Raw genomic sequence first — 13,885 nt, forward strand, 5'->3', positions numbered from 1 at the left:
GCCCTCCAGCGCCGATGGTACTGCACTCGGGAGGGTGTGGGAGAGTAGGACACCGCCGGACAATCATTCAAATCAGGGCCACCCCTATCGGGGGTGGCCCTGATTTGTGTTTGCGTCCCGGAAATCAATCTGCCCTGGTTCGGCGAATCGGCCGGCCTCGCCCCGTCTTCTCGGTACCGTCGGTGCGGGACCCGCCCCCGCTGCGGGGTCCCCCGGCGTGATGGCGGGAAACGTGACGTGGAGTACGCCTCGTCCGCAATCGGGGCGGACCGGTCGGGGTACCTGCTCACCGTACGACCGGAACTGACCGTCGGGACCGGCGGAGGCAGGAGTGGTCATGAAGATCGGAATCATCGGCTCGGGGCACATCGGTGGGACGCTCACCCGGCGGCTGCGGACCCTCGACCACGACGTGACAGTCGCCAACTCGCGGGGGCCGCAGACCCTCACCGACCTGGCCCAGGAGACCGGTGCCACCGCGGGCACCCTCGAGCAGGCGGTGCAGGACGCCGAACTGGTGATCATCGCGATCCCGCTGCTGGCCGTGCCGGCCCTGCCCCCGGAGCTCTTCGACGGCAAGGTGGTCGTCGACGCGAACAACTACTACCCGCAGCGCGACGGCGACATCGCCGAGCTGCTGGACCGCAGCCTCAGCTCCAGCCGGTGGACCGCGGAGCACCTCAAGGGTGCCCGGGTGGTGAAGGCCTTCAACAACATCCAGGCCCAGCACCTGATGGAGAACGGCCGCCCCGCCGGCGCCGGCGACCGGATCGGTCTGCCCGTGGCCGGTGACGACGCCGAGGCCAAGCAGCTGGTGATGCAGCTGGTCGACTCGCTCGGCTTCGACCCGGTCGACGCGGGCACCCTCGACGAGAGCTGGCGGCAGCAGCCCGACACGCCCGTCTACGGCACCGACCGGGACGCCGGCGGGGTACGGCAGGGGCTGGCCGCGGCGCGGCCCTGACGGCGTACGACAGACGAAAGCCCCGCCGGCGACGAGCCGGCGGGGCTTCTCCGTGCCCGGATCAGGACGGCTCGGGGCCGCAGATGAAGCGGGGCTCGGCGTCGTAGGTCCAGCTGAACTTTTCCCGCTTGACCACCTTGCCGTCCTTCTTGATCACCCGGAAGGCGTCCTGGGCGAACCCGTCGCTGCCCACGGCGGCGATGCAGGTGGGACCGGGCTCCAGGTACACCGTCTTCGGCTTGGTGATGTTGCGGCGGGGACCGTACTCGGTCTTGACGCTGTCGTAGATCTTCGTGCTCCAGATCGACACCGTGATCGTGCTCGACGTGTACGAGGTGTCGATCAGGACGCCGTGCGGGGTGTTGTTGCGGAACTTGAAGTCCAGGTCCGGCCAGAAGATGGTCGACTCGATCACCGCCGGGTAGCGGCTGAAGTAGAACGAGTGCGGCTTGTGCTCGACGTCCTCCAGGCCCGCGTAGTACGTGGCGTTGAAGAGCGTCGTGGTGAACTGCGAGACGCCGCCGCCGACCCCGGGCACCAGCTTGCCGTTGACGATCACCGGGGCGTCCTTGTAGCCCTGGTCGTACCCGCGCTCCCCGGTGTGCCCGTTGAGGGAGAACGTCTCGCCCGGCTTCACCACCGTGCCGTCGACGTCCTTGGCGGCCTGGATGATGTTCTGGCTGCGCGGCGAGGAGAGCCCGCCGGGGAACCGGGTGGTGAAGGTGGAGACCCGCTCCTTGATGCCCAGCGCGCCGAGCTTCTCCACGGTCAGCTCCGGCTCCGCCGGCTTCAGCTGGCCGCTGATCGTCCGCCCCTCCGCCTTGGGGAGGACGGCGAGCAGGTCGCGACCGAGGGCGGCCGAGTCGAGCTGCTGGCCCGGGCGACCGGCCACCACCTTCGGCTTGCCGCCGGAGATGGTCATCGTGGCGTCCTTCGGTGGCGACTCGATCGACGCCAGCTTGGCACCGAGGGCGGCGCGGAGCCGCTTCACGTCCACCCGGGGGGTGAGCTTGCCGGCCTCGTCGGCCGAGAAGCGCAGGCCGCGCGCGATCGCTGCCGGGGGGATGGTCACCGTGCCCTTGTCGGTGGTCAGCGTGACGGGTGCGGCGACCGCCGGCTTGGCCAGCTCCTCGACCATCCGGTCCACGTCCGCGGCGGTGGTCGCCGGCGCCTGCTCCACCAGCGGCACAGTGACCTGCTCGCGGGCGAGCCAGCCGGCCGTGACGGCCTCGGCGGAGCGCGCCTTGTCCAGGGAGAGGGCGGGCTTCGGGTACACGGGCTTCGGCTTGGTGCCGGTGAAGATGATCGCCGGCATGGTCATCTCGCGGCCCTGCTTGCCCATGATCTTGCGCAGCGCCGCGTCGAGCCGGTCGGAGTCGACGGTGACCACCGGGTCGACCTCGCGGGAGCCGAGCAGCCGGCTGACCGGGGGCGCGTCGGCCTCGGCCGCCGCCGCCACCGTGGCCTCCACGTCGATGGCCAGCCCCACGTCGGTCGGGCTGATCTCCGCCCGCTGCTCGCCGATCTGGACGGTCAGCGGGGCGTTCAGGGTGGCCGCCCGGCGCTCCAGCTCGGCACGCAGCTCGCGGGCCGCCTCGTCCCGGCTCCGGCCGCCCAGCTCGGCGCCGAGCACCGACGTGCCCCGGGGCACGTCCCCGGCGTACGCGTAGGCACCGGCGCCGGCCACCCCGGCCAGCACCGCGGCGGCGAGGCCGCCGGCGAGCAGCAGCCGGGCGCGCCGCGACCGTGACCCGCCCGGGCCGCTGCCGGTCGGCGCCGGCTCGTCGTCACCCGGCCAGGTCACCGCGGTGACCTGCACCGTGGGCCGGTCGTCGGAGACACGTTTGTCGCCGTACAGGGTCACAGCCACCTCTATCGGACATACCACGTGGGGGCTGCGGGCCCCCGGAGAGACACCTACGGTAGCCAACTCTCGGCCTGAGGACATCGTGCGGGGCGGTCAATATCGTCACCGCGTGTCGATCCCGGCGGCCCCCGCTCGCCCGACCCTGTCGCCGCAGTGGCACCGTGTCCCCGCGAACGCCGGCGAGAGAGGGCCGACCCGGCCGGGTCGGCCCTCTCCGGGATGTCCTGGTCTCCGAGTAATGAACTTTTGCCCTGCCTACGCCGATTGCGGAGATCTGCCGGATCCGGCTACCGGCAGCGCCACACGACAGCCTGGATCGTGTCCCCCGCGTCGTCCGACTGTCCGGCGACAGTGCGCCCGTCATCGCTCAACGTGGTCGCGATATTGGACACGGAGGTCGGCTGTCCGCCGGCCAGAGCCGGCAGCACCACGGGCTCGGCGCCGGCGACGAGCACCGCGCGCCCCTGCTTGTCCGTGCCGACCTGCCAGCCTTGCGCGTTCACCTCATTCGGGAACCCCTGCAGCTCGCCGAAAACGCGCACCTCCCCGGTGCGGACGTTCCACCGGACCACCCGGGCGCTGTTCGGCCGGTCAGCCTTCTTGCCCTTCGCCCCGCGCCTGAGCTGGCCGGCCAGCCCCGTCGCCCAGCCGTTCCGGACGCTGAAGGCCCGGGCGCCGGCGGTCTGCACACCGTCGATGCGTGGTATCGGAAGCTCGCGGTGGGTGCCGTCCGGGAACCAGACGTACGGCCGCTCATCGTCGATGGTGCCGACCGTTGTGCCGTCCTCGTCGATGTCGCGGGCCGTGGACACCGACGTGCCGGCGGGCACCGGCAGCCGGATCGGCTTCGCGGTCGCCGACGGCCAGACCAGCGCGGCCTTGCCGGTGTCGTCGTCGCCCACGATGGCTCCGGCGTCGTTGATCGCGTACGCGGATCCGCGCCGCACGCCCTGCAGCGCCGAAACCTCGCCGTCGTGATAGACGTACGGGACCCGGCCGGTGTCCTCCTCGCTGCCACCGGTGTAGCTCCAGCCGACCGCGGTACCCGCCGAGTTGACGTCCTGCAGCAATTCCTCGTCGCCGGGGAGCATCACCTTCTGGGCTCGGCCGTTGTGCCAGATGACAGCCTGGTAGCTGGCGGCCTTCGGGTACGAGCGCCCGACGATGTACCGGCCGGTGGAGTCGGCGCCGGTAACCAGTGCCATCGGCGCGTTGTCCGGTACGGGCAGCCGGTTGAGCGTGCAACTGGTGGGCGGGGTCGCCGGCGCTGCGCTCCAGCCGGCGGTGCCCGGGATCGTGTACTCCGGCTTCGGCGGGGCGGAGGCGCTGGTGCGCGGCGCACCGGTCGCCGCAGTCTGCGATGGGGCGGGGTTGAACACCCCTCCCGCGACCGAGGCGCCGGCGACGGCGAGCGCGGTCACCGTCGCGGCGCCCGCGTAGCCGACGCTGCGGCGGACCCGGCGGCGGCGTCCGTCGGCGATTGCGCGTTGGACGTCCACGGTGGAAGAGGTGCGCGGCTCGTCGTCGAGCGACCGCAGCAGATCGAGTTCGGATGGCATCATCGACTCCTCAATTGATGGTGGAGAACCCTGCGAACTCCCGCTCACCGAGCAGGCGTCGCAGCGTGGCCAGCCCCCGGGACGTCTGGCTCTTGACCGTGCCCGATGAGCAGCCGAGCATCCCGGCCACCTCGTCGACCGGCAGGTCGTAGAAGAACCGCAACACCAGCACGGCCTGCTGCCGGCGGGGCACCCGGCTCAGTGCCGCCCGGACGACCTGACGCACTTCGACGCTGCCGTCCTCGAACGGCGGTGGCTCAGGTGTCTCGCGAAACAGCCGCACCCGCGCCCACGCCAGCCGTCGCTCGTCCACGTACGTACGCACCAGCATGGTCCGGACGTACGCGTCGAGATGGTCGGCGGCCTGCGCACGCCGCCACTTCACGTACAGCGTGGTGATGGTCTGCTGGACCAGGTCATCGGCGCGGTGCTCGTCGCCGGCCAGGAGGTACGCCAGCCGCCGCAGCGCGGGAATCCGCGCCGTGACGTAGTCGACGTACTCCGTTTCCGAACCATCCCGCATCGCCCGTCCCTCCGTTGGGTCATCACCCCTCAGACGGGCGCGGAAGATCACCCGGTTGTCCGGTCCCGCAAATTGATCGCGTAGGCAGGTGCGGCCACCGCTGGTGGCGCACCGCATCGGCTCGCGCTCAATTTTCGATCCGGTGGTCACGCAACCCTGCAGCTGGCCCCGCTCACCCGACGCTCCCGCTGGCGTGGCACGGTGTCTGCATGAACGCTCGGGTGCTGGCGTACGGCGGCGGATGGCTGGACCGGGCGGCGGCGCTGCGCGGCAACCGCGAGTGGATCTCCGCTCGGCTGACCGATCCCGGGGCCGTTCTGCTGCCGCTCTGGCGGGACCACTGCCTCGTCGACGCCGACCAGACGCCGGTCCGGCTGAGCCCGGCCGACGCCCCCGAAGTGCTCGCCGTCGCCGACGAGACCGTCTTCCTGGGGCTGGACGACGAGGTTCCGGTCTTCGCCGTGGATCTTTCCGGGCGTACCGCGCCCGAGGCGGCCCGGTTGGCCGGGGCCGCCGCCACCGCGGACGTGCGCGCCCTGGTCGCCTGGCTCGACCCGGCCCAGTCAGCGGTGCAGGCGTACGCGCGCGGGCTGCTGCACTGGCACCGGCAGCAGCGCTACTGCGGCAGCTGCGGCTCGGCCACCGTGGCGCGCGACGGCGGGCACGTGCGGGCCTGCTCGGGACCGCGCTGCGGGCGGCTGCTCTTCCCCCGGATCGAGCCGGCCATCATCGTGCTGGTCGAGGCGCCCGGATCGCCGGACCGCTGCCTGCTGGCCCGGCACGCCGGTGCCCCGGAGGGGTCGTACTCCACGCTCGCGGGCTTCGTCGAGGTGGGCGAGAGCCTGGAGGACGCCGTCCGCCGGGAGATGGCGGAGGAGGCCGGGGTGGCCCTCTCCGCGCTGTCGTACCAGGGGTCGCAGGCCTGGCCGTTCCCGGCCGGGCTGATGGTCGGGTTCCGGGCCACCGCCGCCTCCGAGGAGGTCCGGGTGGACGGCGTGGAGCTGCTGGAGGCGCGCTGGTTCACCCGGGACGAGCTGCGCCGCCGGGAGGCCGAGGGACGGCCGCTGGGCCGGGCCGACTCGATCGACCACCAGCTGCTCGGCAGCTGGCTCGCCGCCCGCGACTGACACCGGATCCGCTGTCCGGGCGGCCCGCCCTCAGCGGTGCCGGACCGGGTCAGTCCGGGCGGCGGGGGCGCAGGACCAGCCAGGCCATCACGGCGGCGGTCAGCGCGGCGGTGCCGAGCGCGCAGACCAGGACCCCTTCGACGGTGCGCGGCGCGACCAGCACCGCCGCGCCGGCCAGGCCGGCGGTGGCCACCCAGAGCGGCGCGGCGGGGAACCGGGCACCGCTGGCCACCCGGTCGTTGACCAGCATGAAGACGACCGCGTAGAGGGCGCCGGTGGCGGCGAAGAGCGGGGCCTCGCCGGCCAGGTGCAGGTAGTCGGCGCCACCGGCGAGCCGGAACGCCAGCTCGCCGCCGAGCGCGGCGGCCGCCACCAGGACGGCACCGCAGGCGAGGATGACCGCCAGCCCCAGCGCCCGGACCCGCCGGTCCCCCTGCGCGAGCCGCGGCAGCGCGAGCAGGGTCACCACCTGCGGTGCCCAGAGCGCGCCCTTGGTGAGCACCGCCCCGACCGCGTACGCCCCGGAGCCGTCGGCCGAGAGCAACTGCCGGGCGAGGAGCAGGTCGGCGTACGAGATGGTGAGCATCGCCAGCGTGGCCGCGCAGGCGGTCGTCACGTGGCTGGGCCGCAGGTCGCCCTCCGCTGCGACGGGCGGGCCGGGGCGGGCGGAGCGGGCGAGGCGGGCCAGCAGCGGCAGGGCGAGCAGCCCGGTGACGGTGGCCAGCAGCAGCGCGGTGACCGCACCCCCGCCGAGCGCCAGGCCGGCGATCAGCCCGCCGTAGCGGCCGAGGGCGAGCACGGTCATCCCCACGGAGAGCCGCAGGAAGCGCTGGTCGCCCTGGAGTTCGCCGAGCCAGCGGCCGGCCAGCACGGTGGCGAAGGTGGTCGCCGCGAGCAGCAGGGTCAGCGCCACCGGCAGCCGCAGCAGCACGGTGAGCAGGGGTGCCGCCGCGACCGTGACGCCGGCGGTGACCCCGGCGGTGAGCAGCGCCAGCCGGCCGGTGGGGGTGGGACCGCGCCGGGCGCGGTGCACCGCGACGGCGATCTGCAGGCCGAAGCCGGGCACGGCCGCGATCGCGCCCAGCGCCAGCACGGTGGCCAGCGCGCCGAGGTCGGCCGGGTCGAGCCGGCGGGCGCCGAGGACCGGCACCAGGTAGGCCAGGGCGTTGCTCAGGGTGGTGGCCACGGTGACGGCGGCGCCGGCGGCTCCGAGCCGCGCCGCGCCGGCGTCCCTGCCGATGGTCTGTGTCATGCCGCCCCGAGTGGCCCCGCTGCTCCGACGACCGGGTGCGCCTCGCGGCCGGCGACGGCCGTGGCCGCCCCGGCCCGACCGGGGAGACGGTACCGGTCGACCGACCGGCCGTCCGCCCCGCACCCACGACCCCTGCCGTCGCGGCCGGGAAGCGTCTAGTGTGCTGCCCCATGGCGTCGACGAACGTGGCCGCGGCCGCGACCTCCGGGCTGGCCGCGAAGCTCCCCGAACGGTGGGTCGCGGGCGGGATCCGGCTGGTCTACCCCCGAGTGGAGCCCGAGCTGGCCCGGCTGGCCGACTTCGTGCCGCGCGGCGGCACCGCCGTCGACGTGGGCGCCTGGTACGGCCCGTGGACCGCCCGTCTGCTGCGCCGCGCCGACCGGGTCGTCTCGGTCGAGCCGACGCCCCCGCTGGCCCGCCAGCTGCGGACCGCCTTCCCCACCGTCGAGGTGGTCGAGGCGGCCGTCTCCGACCACGAGGGCACCGCCGCGCTCTACCTGCCCGACGGCGGCGCGATCGTGGGCACCTCCTCGCTGGAGCAGCCGGAGCAGGGCAGCCCGGTGCAGGTACGCCGGATCACCCTGGACTCGCTGGGCCTGACCGACGTGCGCTTCGTCAAGCTCGACATCGAGGGGCACGAGCTGCCCGCGCTGCGCGGCGGGGCGGAGACCATCCGGCGCGACCGGCCGGCGCTGCTGATCGAAATGGAGGAGCGGATCCAGCCGGTGGAGCCGCTGCTGGAGCTGCTCACCGGCTGGGGCTACCGGGGATACGTCCTGCCGGGGCGTACCTGGGTGCCGCTGGCCGACTTCGACCTCGAGCGGCACCAGCGGGAGGCGATCGCCCGGGTGGGCCAGAGCTTCGCCCGCCGGGTGCTCTGGCCCCGCCCCCGCTACGTCAACTCGGTGCTGTTCCGGCCGGAGTGAACCCCGGCCGGGGCCGTCACTGCTGAGGCGTCGGGGTGCCGACGGCGACCTCGTTGGTGCAGAGGGTGACGTCGGGGTCGGCGACGGTCAGCTCGGCGGTGTCCCCGCCGCCGGTGAACTCGAAGTAGATCTGGTGCAGGCCGGTCTTCACCGGGAACCGCTTCTCCGTGGTGCCCAGCCGGAACGTGGCGGTGCTGTTGCCGGAGCTGAGGTAGCCGATCCGGACCACCCAGAACCAGTCGTCGCGCGGCCCGGTCAGCGGCATCCGCACCGTTTCGCCGTCGGTGACCTTCCAGCCGCAGGCCTGCTCCGGCCCCGGCTGCACGGTCGGGCCGTCGATGCGTACCGGGGTGATCCGGCCGGTGCGGTCGAACAGTGACGGCGCCTCCGCCTCGGTGACGAAGACCGGCCGCTCCGGCAGCGCGCGGAAGAAGCTCGACTGCCGGTTGTACGGCGCGGAGAGCGTCGGCACCACGTCACCCGGGACCGGCTGGTCGAAGAAGACCGTGCCGGGCGGGGCGGCGGCCAGTTCGGTCCGGACGGTGTCCAGGTAGGTGCGCCCGGCCTTCACCGCCCACTCGTCGCCGAACCGGGCGGTCGTCCAGGCGGTGCCGAGACCGCCGGCGACCAGGGCGAGGGCCAGGCCGACGGAGACCGCCTCCCGGTGGCGGACCAGCACGGCCGGGGGCGGCGGGTCGTCCGGGTCGCGGCCGCCGGTGAACGCCGCCAGCACGGCCGGCTGCTCCGGCCGGTCGACGGGCGGGTCGGCCGGGTCGGCCGGCCCGGTCGCGGCGACGGTGCGGCCCGCCGGGCCGGTGGCCGCAGCGGGCGGCACCGGCGGGGTGACGGCCGGTGGGGTCGGGCGGGTGGCCGCGCCGGCCCGTTGGGGCGGCGCGTCGAACGGTCGCGCCGCCGGCGGGCGGACCGTGGCCGGCAGATCGTCGTCGTCGTACTCGGCGTGCAGGACGCCGTGGCCCTGGTAGGCGGCGGCCGGGACGGCGACCCGGGGGGCCGGCTCGGCGTCGGCCGGGCGCTGCACGTCGGCCGTGACCGGCTCGGGCGCGGCGGTGGACCGGTCCGGCTCCTCGTCGTCGCCCGCGCTTCCGGTCGCGGTGCCGGTGGGCTCGTCGTCGGCGGTGGTCGCCGGGGTCGCGGCGTCGTCCGCCCGCTCGGTGTCGGAGTCGGCGTCGGCCGGGTCGGCGTCGTCGCGGTCCGCCGGTGCCGGGTCGGCGGGGGCGAAACGGTCCGGCACCGGCCGCAGGCCGAGCAGGGCGACGCCGATGCAGAGTGCGGCCACCACCACCACGTCGCTGACGTACCGGGGGACGGCACCGGCGACGTCGCTGTAGATCGAGCCGAGCCGGGTGGCGGCCAGCAGGGCGGTCACCAGGGTCAGGTACGACGCCAGCAGCAGCCAGGCCCGGCCGGCGACCCGGCGCAGCCGGACGGTCAGCACCACCAGCACCAGGAAGGCCGCCCAGGCGATCCACCGGCCCAGCTCCGGCGGGGCGGTCACCGGGGCGCCGTCACCGGCCGGCAGCCAGCGCCACGGCCCGCCCAGCAGACCCGGTACGACCGTGGAGCCGAGGAGCTGCCAGAGGAAGGAGAACACCTCGCCGAGCGAGTCCGGGCGGCGCAGCGACGACTCCGCGCGGGAGCCGTAGAGGGCGAGGAAGCCCAGCGAGAGCCCGGTCAGCAGCAGCCAGGACGGCCAGTACCGGCGGACGGTGGTCAGCACCGCCCGCACCGGCGGGCCGCCGACGAACAGGAACGCGGTCAGCAGGAAGACCAGCGGCACCACCAGCAGGGCCTTCTCGAAGAAGAGCAGCCCGAGGAGCACGGCCAGGGCGAGGGTCACCAGGTGCCGCCGCCGGCCGGTGCGCACGTAGCGGACCTGGGCGCCGACCGCGAGCACCATGGCGATCTGCATCGGCAGCATGTTCACCCCGACCGCCCACCAGGAGGTGGCCTCCAGGGTCAGCGGGCTGAACAGGAACACCGCCAGCGGCACCAGCAGCGCCCAGCCGGGGCGTACCAGGGTGCGCAGCAGCCGGGCGAAGCTCACCGCGAGCACCGCCTGGGCGGCGGTGAGGATCAGGACGTACGGCCAGTAGGCGAGGCCGACCGCCCGGGTCACCAGCCAGGTGGCCAGCAGCGCCGCCGGCATGAAGTGGTTGTTGTAGAGCGTGAGCAGGAAGCCCGGGGTCAAATCGGACTCCGCGGCCCGGGCGATCAGCATGTAGTCGTCGACCGCCAGGTAGCCGCGCGAGGCGAGCTGCGCCCGCCAGACCAGGCTCACCAGGATCATGGCGACGGCCACCGCCCGGACCGGGTGGACGCGCGCCCAGCCGCCGATGAGGCCGGTCCCTTCAGGGGAGGTGGTCGTGCCGGTCGATGCCATGGCGGGAAGACTGCCACACCGGCCACCTGGCGTCCCATCAGGTCATCGGGTGGTTCACGGTCGTCGCCGGAGCGCGGCGGTGGCCGCGTACAGTGGCGAGCCACCACGGCGCGGTCGGGCCGCGCCCGGCAGGCAGGTGGGGGTCGACGGATGCGTGGACGGCTGGTGCCGTACGGCGTGGCCGCCGTCGTGGCGGCGGTGGTGCTCGCGCCGCTGGCGCTGCCCGGGTACGTGCTCCGCTACGACATGGTCTTCGTGCCCCGGCAGGCGTTGAGCTGGGACGTGATCGCCCCGGCCTCGGCGCTGCCCCGCGCCGTGCCGCAGGACGCCGTGGTCGCCCTCGCCAACCTGCTGGTCCCCGGCTGGCTGCTGCAACGGCTGGTGCTGGTGGCGATCCTCTGGTTCGCCGCGCTCGGCGCCGCCCGGCTGGTGCCCACCACCCGCACCGCCGTACGGGTGGTCGCCGCGCTCGGGTACGCCTGGACGCCGTACCTGGCGGAGCGGCTGCTGATCGGGCAGTGGGGGCTGCTGCTGGCGTACGCGATGCTGCCCTGGCTGGTGGCGGCGGCACTCGGGGTGCGCGCGGGCCGGCCCGGGGCGCTGCCCGGGCTGCTGCTGGCGGCCGCGGTCTCCGCGATCACCCCGACCGGCGGGCTGATCGCCCTGGTGGCGGTGGCGGTGCTGCTGCCCGGTCGCTACCCCGGCGCCGTCCGCCGGGCCGGCACCGGGGTCGCGGTGACGGTGCTGCTCAACGCGCCGTGGCTGGTGGCCGGGCTGGGCAGCGCCACCGGGGGGCGCTCCGACCCGGCCGGGGTGCCGGCCTTCGCCGCGCGTGCCGAGAACTGGGGCGGGTCGCTGGTCGCGCTCGCCGGCACCGGCGGGATCTGGAACGCGCTGACCGTCCCGGCGTCCCGTCAGGCCGTGTTCGTGCCGCTGGCCACCGTCCTGCTGCTGCTCCTCGCCGGATACGGCCTGGCGCTGCTGCGCCGGCGCTGGCCGGCCGGTGCGCCCGCGCGGCTGCTGGTGCTGGCCGCCGGGTCGTGGCTGGTGGCGGCGCTCGGCGTGCTGCCCGGTGGGGCCGCGCTGCTCGGCTGGCTGGTCGACACCGCGCCCGGGGGTGGGCTGGTCCGCGACGGGCAGAAGCTGCTCGTCCCGTACGCGCTGGCCCTCGCGGTGACCGTGGCGCTCGGCGCGGAACGGCTCGCCGACCGGCTGGCCACCCGGTTCGACCGGACCACCGGCACGGTGCTGCTGGTCGGCACGGCGATGCTGCCGGTGGCGCTCCTGCCCGACCTGGCCTTCGGGGCGCTCGGCCGGTTGACGCCGGTGCACTACCCGGCGGACTGGGCGGTGGTCGCCCGGCAGGTGGCCGACCGGCCGGGCGAGGTGATCTCCCTGCCGTTCCAGGAGTACCAGCGGTACGCCTGGAACGGCGACCGGGTGGTGATCGATCCGGCCCCGCGGTACCTGTCGTCGCCGGTGCTGATCGACGACACCCTGTGGGTGGGTGACGTCGCGGTCGGCAAGGAGGACCCCCGCGCGGCCCAGGTGCGCGACCTGCTCGCCGCCGGCCGTCCGCTGGTCGGCATGGGGGCGCGCTGGGTGCTGGTGCAGCGGGCCTCGGGCCCCGCGGTGCCCGAGGCGTCGCTGGTCGGGCTGCGGCTGGCCCACGCCGGGCCGGAGTTGGCCCTCTACGAGAACCCGGCCTGGACGGCCCCGGCCGGGCGGGCCGGCCCCGGTCCGGTCGGTCTCGCCCACCTGCTGGCCGGAACGGTGGTGTTGGCCATCGGGTTTTCGGGCACTGCGCAGGTGCTGCGACGCGTGGTAGCGTCCCGGCACGCGAGTCCCGCGGAAGGAGAAGGTGGATGAGGAACCTGCCCGCGTTCGTCGCCGTCGGGGTGCTCGGGGTCGTGCTCGGCCTGCTCGGCAGCGTCGGTCTGGCGAATGCGCTCAGCCCGTCCGCCAAGGAGGCCGCCAACACCAAGGTGAGCGAGCAGAGCTCCGAGAGCACCCTGTACGGCACGCGCTGAACCATCGTCGACCGGGGCGTCCGCTGATGCGGGCGCCCCGGTCGCGTGTCCGGGGCCGGGGCGCGCCGGCCGTCAGCGGGCGGCGGTGAGCCGGGCGACCAGCTGCGCGAAGCGCGCCCCGGTCGCGGCCCAGGTGAAGCGGCCCGCGTGGGCCAGTGCCGCCTCGCCCATCGCCTTGCGCCGCACGTCGTCGGCGAGCAGCTCGCGGACCCGGTCGGTGAACTCCCGCTCGTCGTCGACCAGCAGGCCGGTCTCGGTGTCGACCATCGCCTCGGCCACGCCACCGGCGTAGCGGAACGCGATCGTGGGCGTGCTGCGGGCGGCGGCCTCGACGATGGTCAGCCCCCAGCCCTCCTTGAGCGACGGGGTCAGCGCCAGCCAGCAGGAGGAGAGCACCTCGTGCTTCTCCTCCTCGCTGATGAAGCCGGTGAAGCGGACCCGGTCGGCGATGCCGAGGGAGTCGGCCACCTCCCGCAGCGGCTGCTCCCACCAGCCCTGACCGGCCACCACCAGCTCCAGCTCCGGCAGCTCCTCGGCCAGCTCGGCGACCGTACGCATGGCGATCTCGACCCGCTTGTGCGGCACCAGCCGGCCCAGCACCAGCAGCGACGGGTGGGTGGTGCGGGGCAGCGGCGGGCCGGTCACCGGCGGGGTGCCGTTGGGCACCACGTCGATCCGCTCCGCGTCCACCCCCAGCTCGGCCAGCTCGCTGCGGCTGGCCTCGGAGACCGTCACGTAGCGGCAGCGGCGGTAGAGCCGGACCGCCAGCCAGGACTCGATCCACCAGCCCAGCCGGCACATCCACGGGCCGAAGACCACCGGCCACTGCTCCCGGTGCACGTGGTGCACCAGCGCGAGCACCGGGCGGCCGGCGTAGAGCGGGGCGAAGAACGGCACGCCGTTGCAGACGTCCACCACCAGGTCCGGCAGGCCGAGGCCGCGCCGGCCCAGCGGGCCCAGCCCGAACCGGCCGGCCAGGTAGGTCAGGGCCGCGCGGGCGTACACCGTGTGCCGGGAGCCGCGCCGCAGCAGGCGTACGCCGTCGGGGTTGGTCTCCTCCGGGCCGCCGTTCGGGTGGGCGGCGCAGAGCATCGTCACCCGGTGTCCGGCGGCGACCAGTTCGGCGGCGATCCGCTCGATGTAGACCTCCGAGCCCCCGCCCTCGGGGTTGCTGGTGTCGCGCCAGTTGAGGAACAGCACGTGGCGAGCGGTGGTGCTGCTGGAGTTGTCCACGCC

The 13,885-nt window shown here is 74.5% G+C and carries 11 protein-coding genes; 5 read left to right on the top strand and 6 right to left on the bottom strand.

The window, feature by feature from the left end; genetic code table 11:
• Window positions 1-337 precede the first annotated feature (337 nt).
• Entirely contained in the window at window positions 338-964 is a 627-nt protein-coding gene (locus V6U88_RS28030) for an NADPH-dependent F420 reductase (RefSeq protein WP_442934713.1), read from the top strand.
• A 61-nt stretch (window positions 965-1,025) separates the two neighbouring features.
• Here the strand turns inward: V6U88_RS28030 and V6U88_RS28035 are convergent, their stop codons facing one another.
• From V6U88_RS28035 to V6U88_RS28045, 3 genes are all read right to left on the bottom strand, one after another.
• Window positions 1,026-2,834 carry a VanW family protein gene (locus V6U88_RS28035; protein WP_334457556.1) on the bottom strand — a complete coding sequence of 603 codons (1,809 nt, stop codon included), beginning with the start codon at window positions 2,832-2,834 and terminating at the stop codon, window positions 1,026-1,028.
• Window positions 2,835-3,118: 284 nt separating this feature from the next.
• The gene (locus V6U88_RS28040; protein ID WP_334457558.1) at window positions 3,119-4,390 is read right to left on the bottom strand and encodes a hypothetical protein; all 1,272 of its coding nucleotides are present in this window, start codon (window positions 4,388-4,390) and stop codon (window positions 3,119-3,121) included.
• A 10-nt stretch (window positions 4,391-4,400) separates the two neighbouring features.
• Complete coding sequence (locus tag V6U88_RS28045) at window positions 4,401-4,913, bottom strand: SigE family RNA polymerase sigma factor (RefSeq protein ID WP_334457560.1); 513 nt, start codon at window positions 4,911-4,913, stop codon at window positions 4,401-4,403.
• A gap of 209 nt (window positions 4,914-5,122) precedes the next feature.
• Here V6U88_RS28045 and nudC point away from each other — a divergent pair, with 209 nt between their 5' ends.
• Window positions 5,123-6,040 (top strand): NAD(+) diphosphatase, encoded by a 918-nt coding sequence (gene nudC / locus V6U88_RS28050; RefSeq protein WP_334457561.1) that lies wholly within the window; start codon window positions 5,123-5,125, stop codon window positions 6,038-6,040.
• 49 nt (window positions 6,041-6,089) lie between these two features.
• Here nudC and V6U88_RS28055 read toward each other — a convergent pair whose 3' ends face one another.
• Window positions 6,090-7,292: a polysaccharide biosynthesis protein gene (locus tag V6U88_RS28055; RefSeq protein WP_334457562.1), complete on the bottom strand. Its 1,203-nt coding sequence runs from the start codon at window positions 7,290-7,292 to the stop codon at window positions 6,090-6,092.
• Between the two features lie 170 nt (window positions 7,293-7,462).
• Between V6U88_RS28055 and V6U88_RS28060 the strand changes: the two genes are divergently transcribed.
• On the top strand, window positions 7,463-8,218 hold the full coding sequence (locus V6U88_RS28060) for an FkbM family methyltransferase (RefSeq protein WP_334457563.1): 756 nt from the start codon (window positions 7,463-7,465) through the stop codon (window positions 8,216-8,218).
• A gap of 16 nt (window positions 8,219-8,234) precedes the next feature.
• On the opposite strand, the gene V6U88_RS28065 is transcribed toward V6U88_RS28060, so the two are convergent.
• A complete protein-coding gene (locus V6U88_RS28065) occupies window positions 8,235-10,619 on the bottom strand; it encodes a hypothetical protein (RefSeq protein ID WP_334457564.1) in 2,385 nt (794 codons plus the stop codon).
• A gap of 150 nt (window positions 10,620-10,769) precedes the next feature.
• Between V6U88_RS28065 and V6U88_RS28070 the strand changes: the two genes are divergently transcribed.
• Both V6U88_RS28070 and V6U88_RS28075 read left to right on the top strand, forming a co-directional pair.
• Complete coding sequence (locus V6U88_RS28070) at window positions 10,770-12,488, top strand: hypothetical protein (protein ID WP_334457565.1); 1,719 nt, start codon at window positions 10,770-10,772, stop codon at window positions 12,486-12,488.
• Entirely contained in the window at window positions 12,485-12,649 is a 165-nt protein-coding gene (locus tag V6U88_RS28075; RefSeq protein ID WP_334457566.1) for a hypothetical protein, read from the top strand. The genes V6U88_RS28070 and V6U88_RS28075 overlap by 4 nt, the downstream gene beginning before the upstream one ends.
• A gap of 72 nt (window positions 12,650-12,721) precedes the next feature.
• Here the strand turns inward: V6U88_RS28075 and V6U88_RS28080 are convergent, their stop codons facing one another.
• Window positions 12,722-13,882, bottom strand: coding sequence for a glycosyltransferase family 4 protein (locus V6U88_RS28080; protein ID WP_334457567.1), 1,161 nt, complete (start codon window positions 13,880-13,882; stop codon window positions 12,722-12,724).
• Window positions 13,883-13,885: the final 3 nt, after the last annotated feature.

Source organism: Micromonospora sp. CPCC 205739 (genome assembly GCF_036906795.1).
Taxonomy (GTDB): Bacteria; Actinomycetota; Actinomycetes; order Mycobacteriales; family Micromonosporaceae; genus Micromonospora.

Excerpts from the sequence above, each read along its gene's own strand:
- V6U88_RS28030 (WP_442934713.1), top strand. The coding sequence starts at position 338 with ATGAAGATCGGAATCATCGGCTCGGGGCACATCGGTGGGACGCTCACC.
- V6U88_RS28040 (WP_334457558.1), bottom strand. The coding sequence starts at position 4,390 with ATGCCATCCGAACTCGATCTGCTGCGGTCGCTCGACGACGAGCCGCGC.
- V6U88_RS28045 (WP_334457560.1), bottom strand. The coding sequence starts at position 4,913 with ATGCGGGATGGTTCGGAAACGGAGTACGTCGACTACGTCACGGCGCGG.
- nudC (WP_334457561.1), top strand. The coding sequence starts at position 5,123 with ATGAACGCTCGGGTGCTGGCGTACGGCGGCGGATGGCTGGACCGGGCG.
- V6U88_RS28055 (WP_334457562.1), bottom strand. The coding sequence starts at position 7,292 with ATGACACAGACCATCGGCAGGGACGCCGGCGCGGCGCGGCTCGGAGCC.
- V6U88_RS28060 (WP_334457563.1), top strand. The coding sequence starts at position 7,463 with ATGGCGTCGACGAACGTGGCCGCGGCCGCGACCTCCGGGCTGGCCGCG.
- V6U88_RS28065 (WP_334457564.1), bottom strand. The coding sequence starts at position 10,619 with ATGGCATCGACCGGCACGACCACCTCCCCTGAAGGGACCGGCCTCATC.
- V6U88_RS28070 (WP_334457565.1), top strand. The coding sequence starts at position 10,770 with ATGCGTGGACGGCTGGTGCCGTACGGCGTGGCCGCCGTCGTGGCGGCG.
- V6U88_RS28075 (WP_334457566.1), top strand. The coding sequence starts at position 12,485 with ATGAGGAACCTGCCCGCGTTCGTCGCCGTCGGGGTGCTCGGGGTCGTG.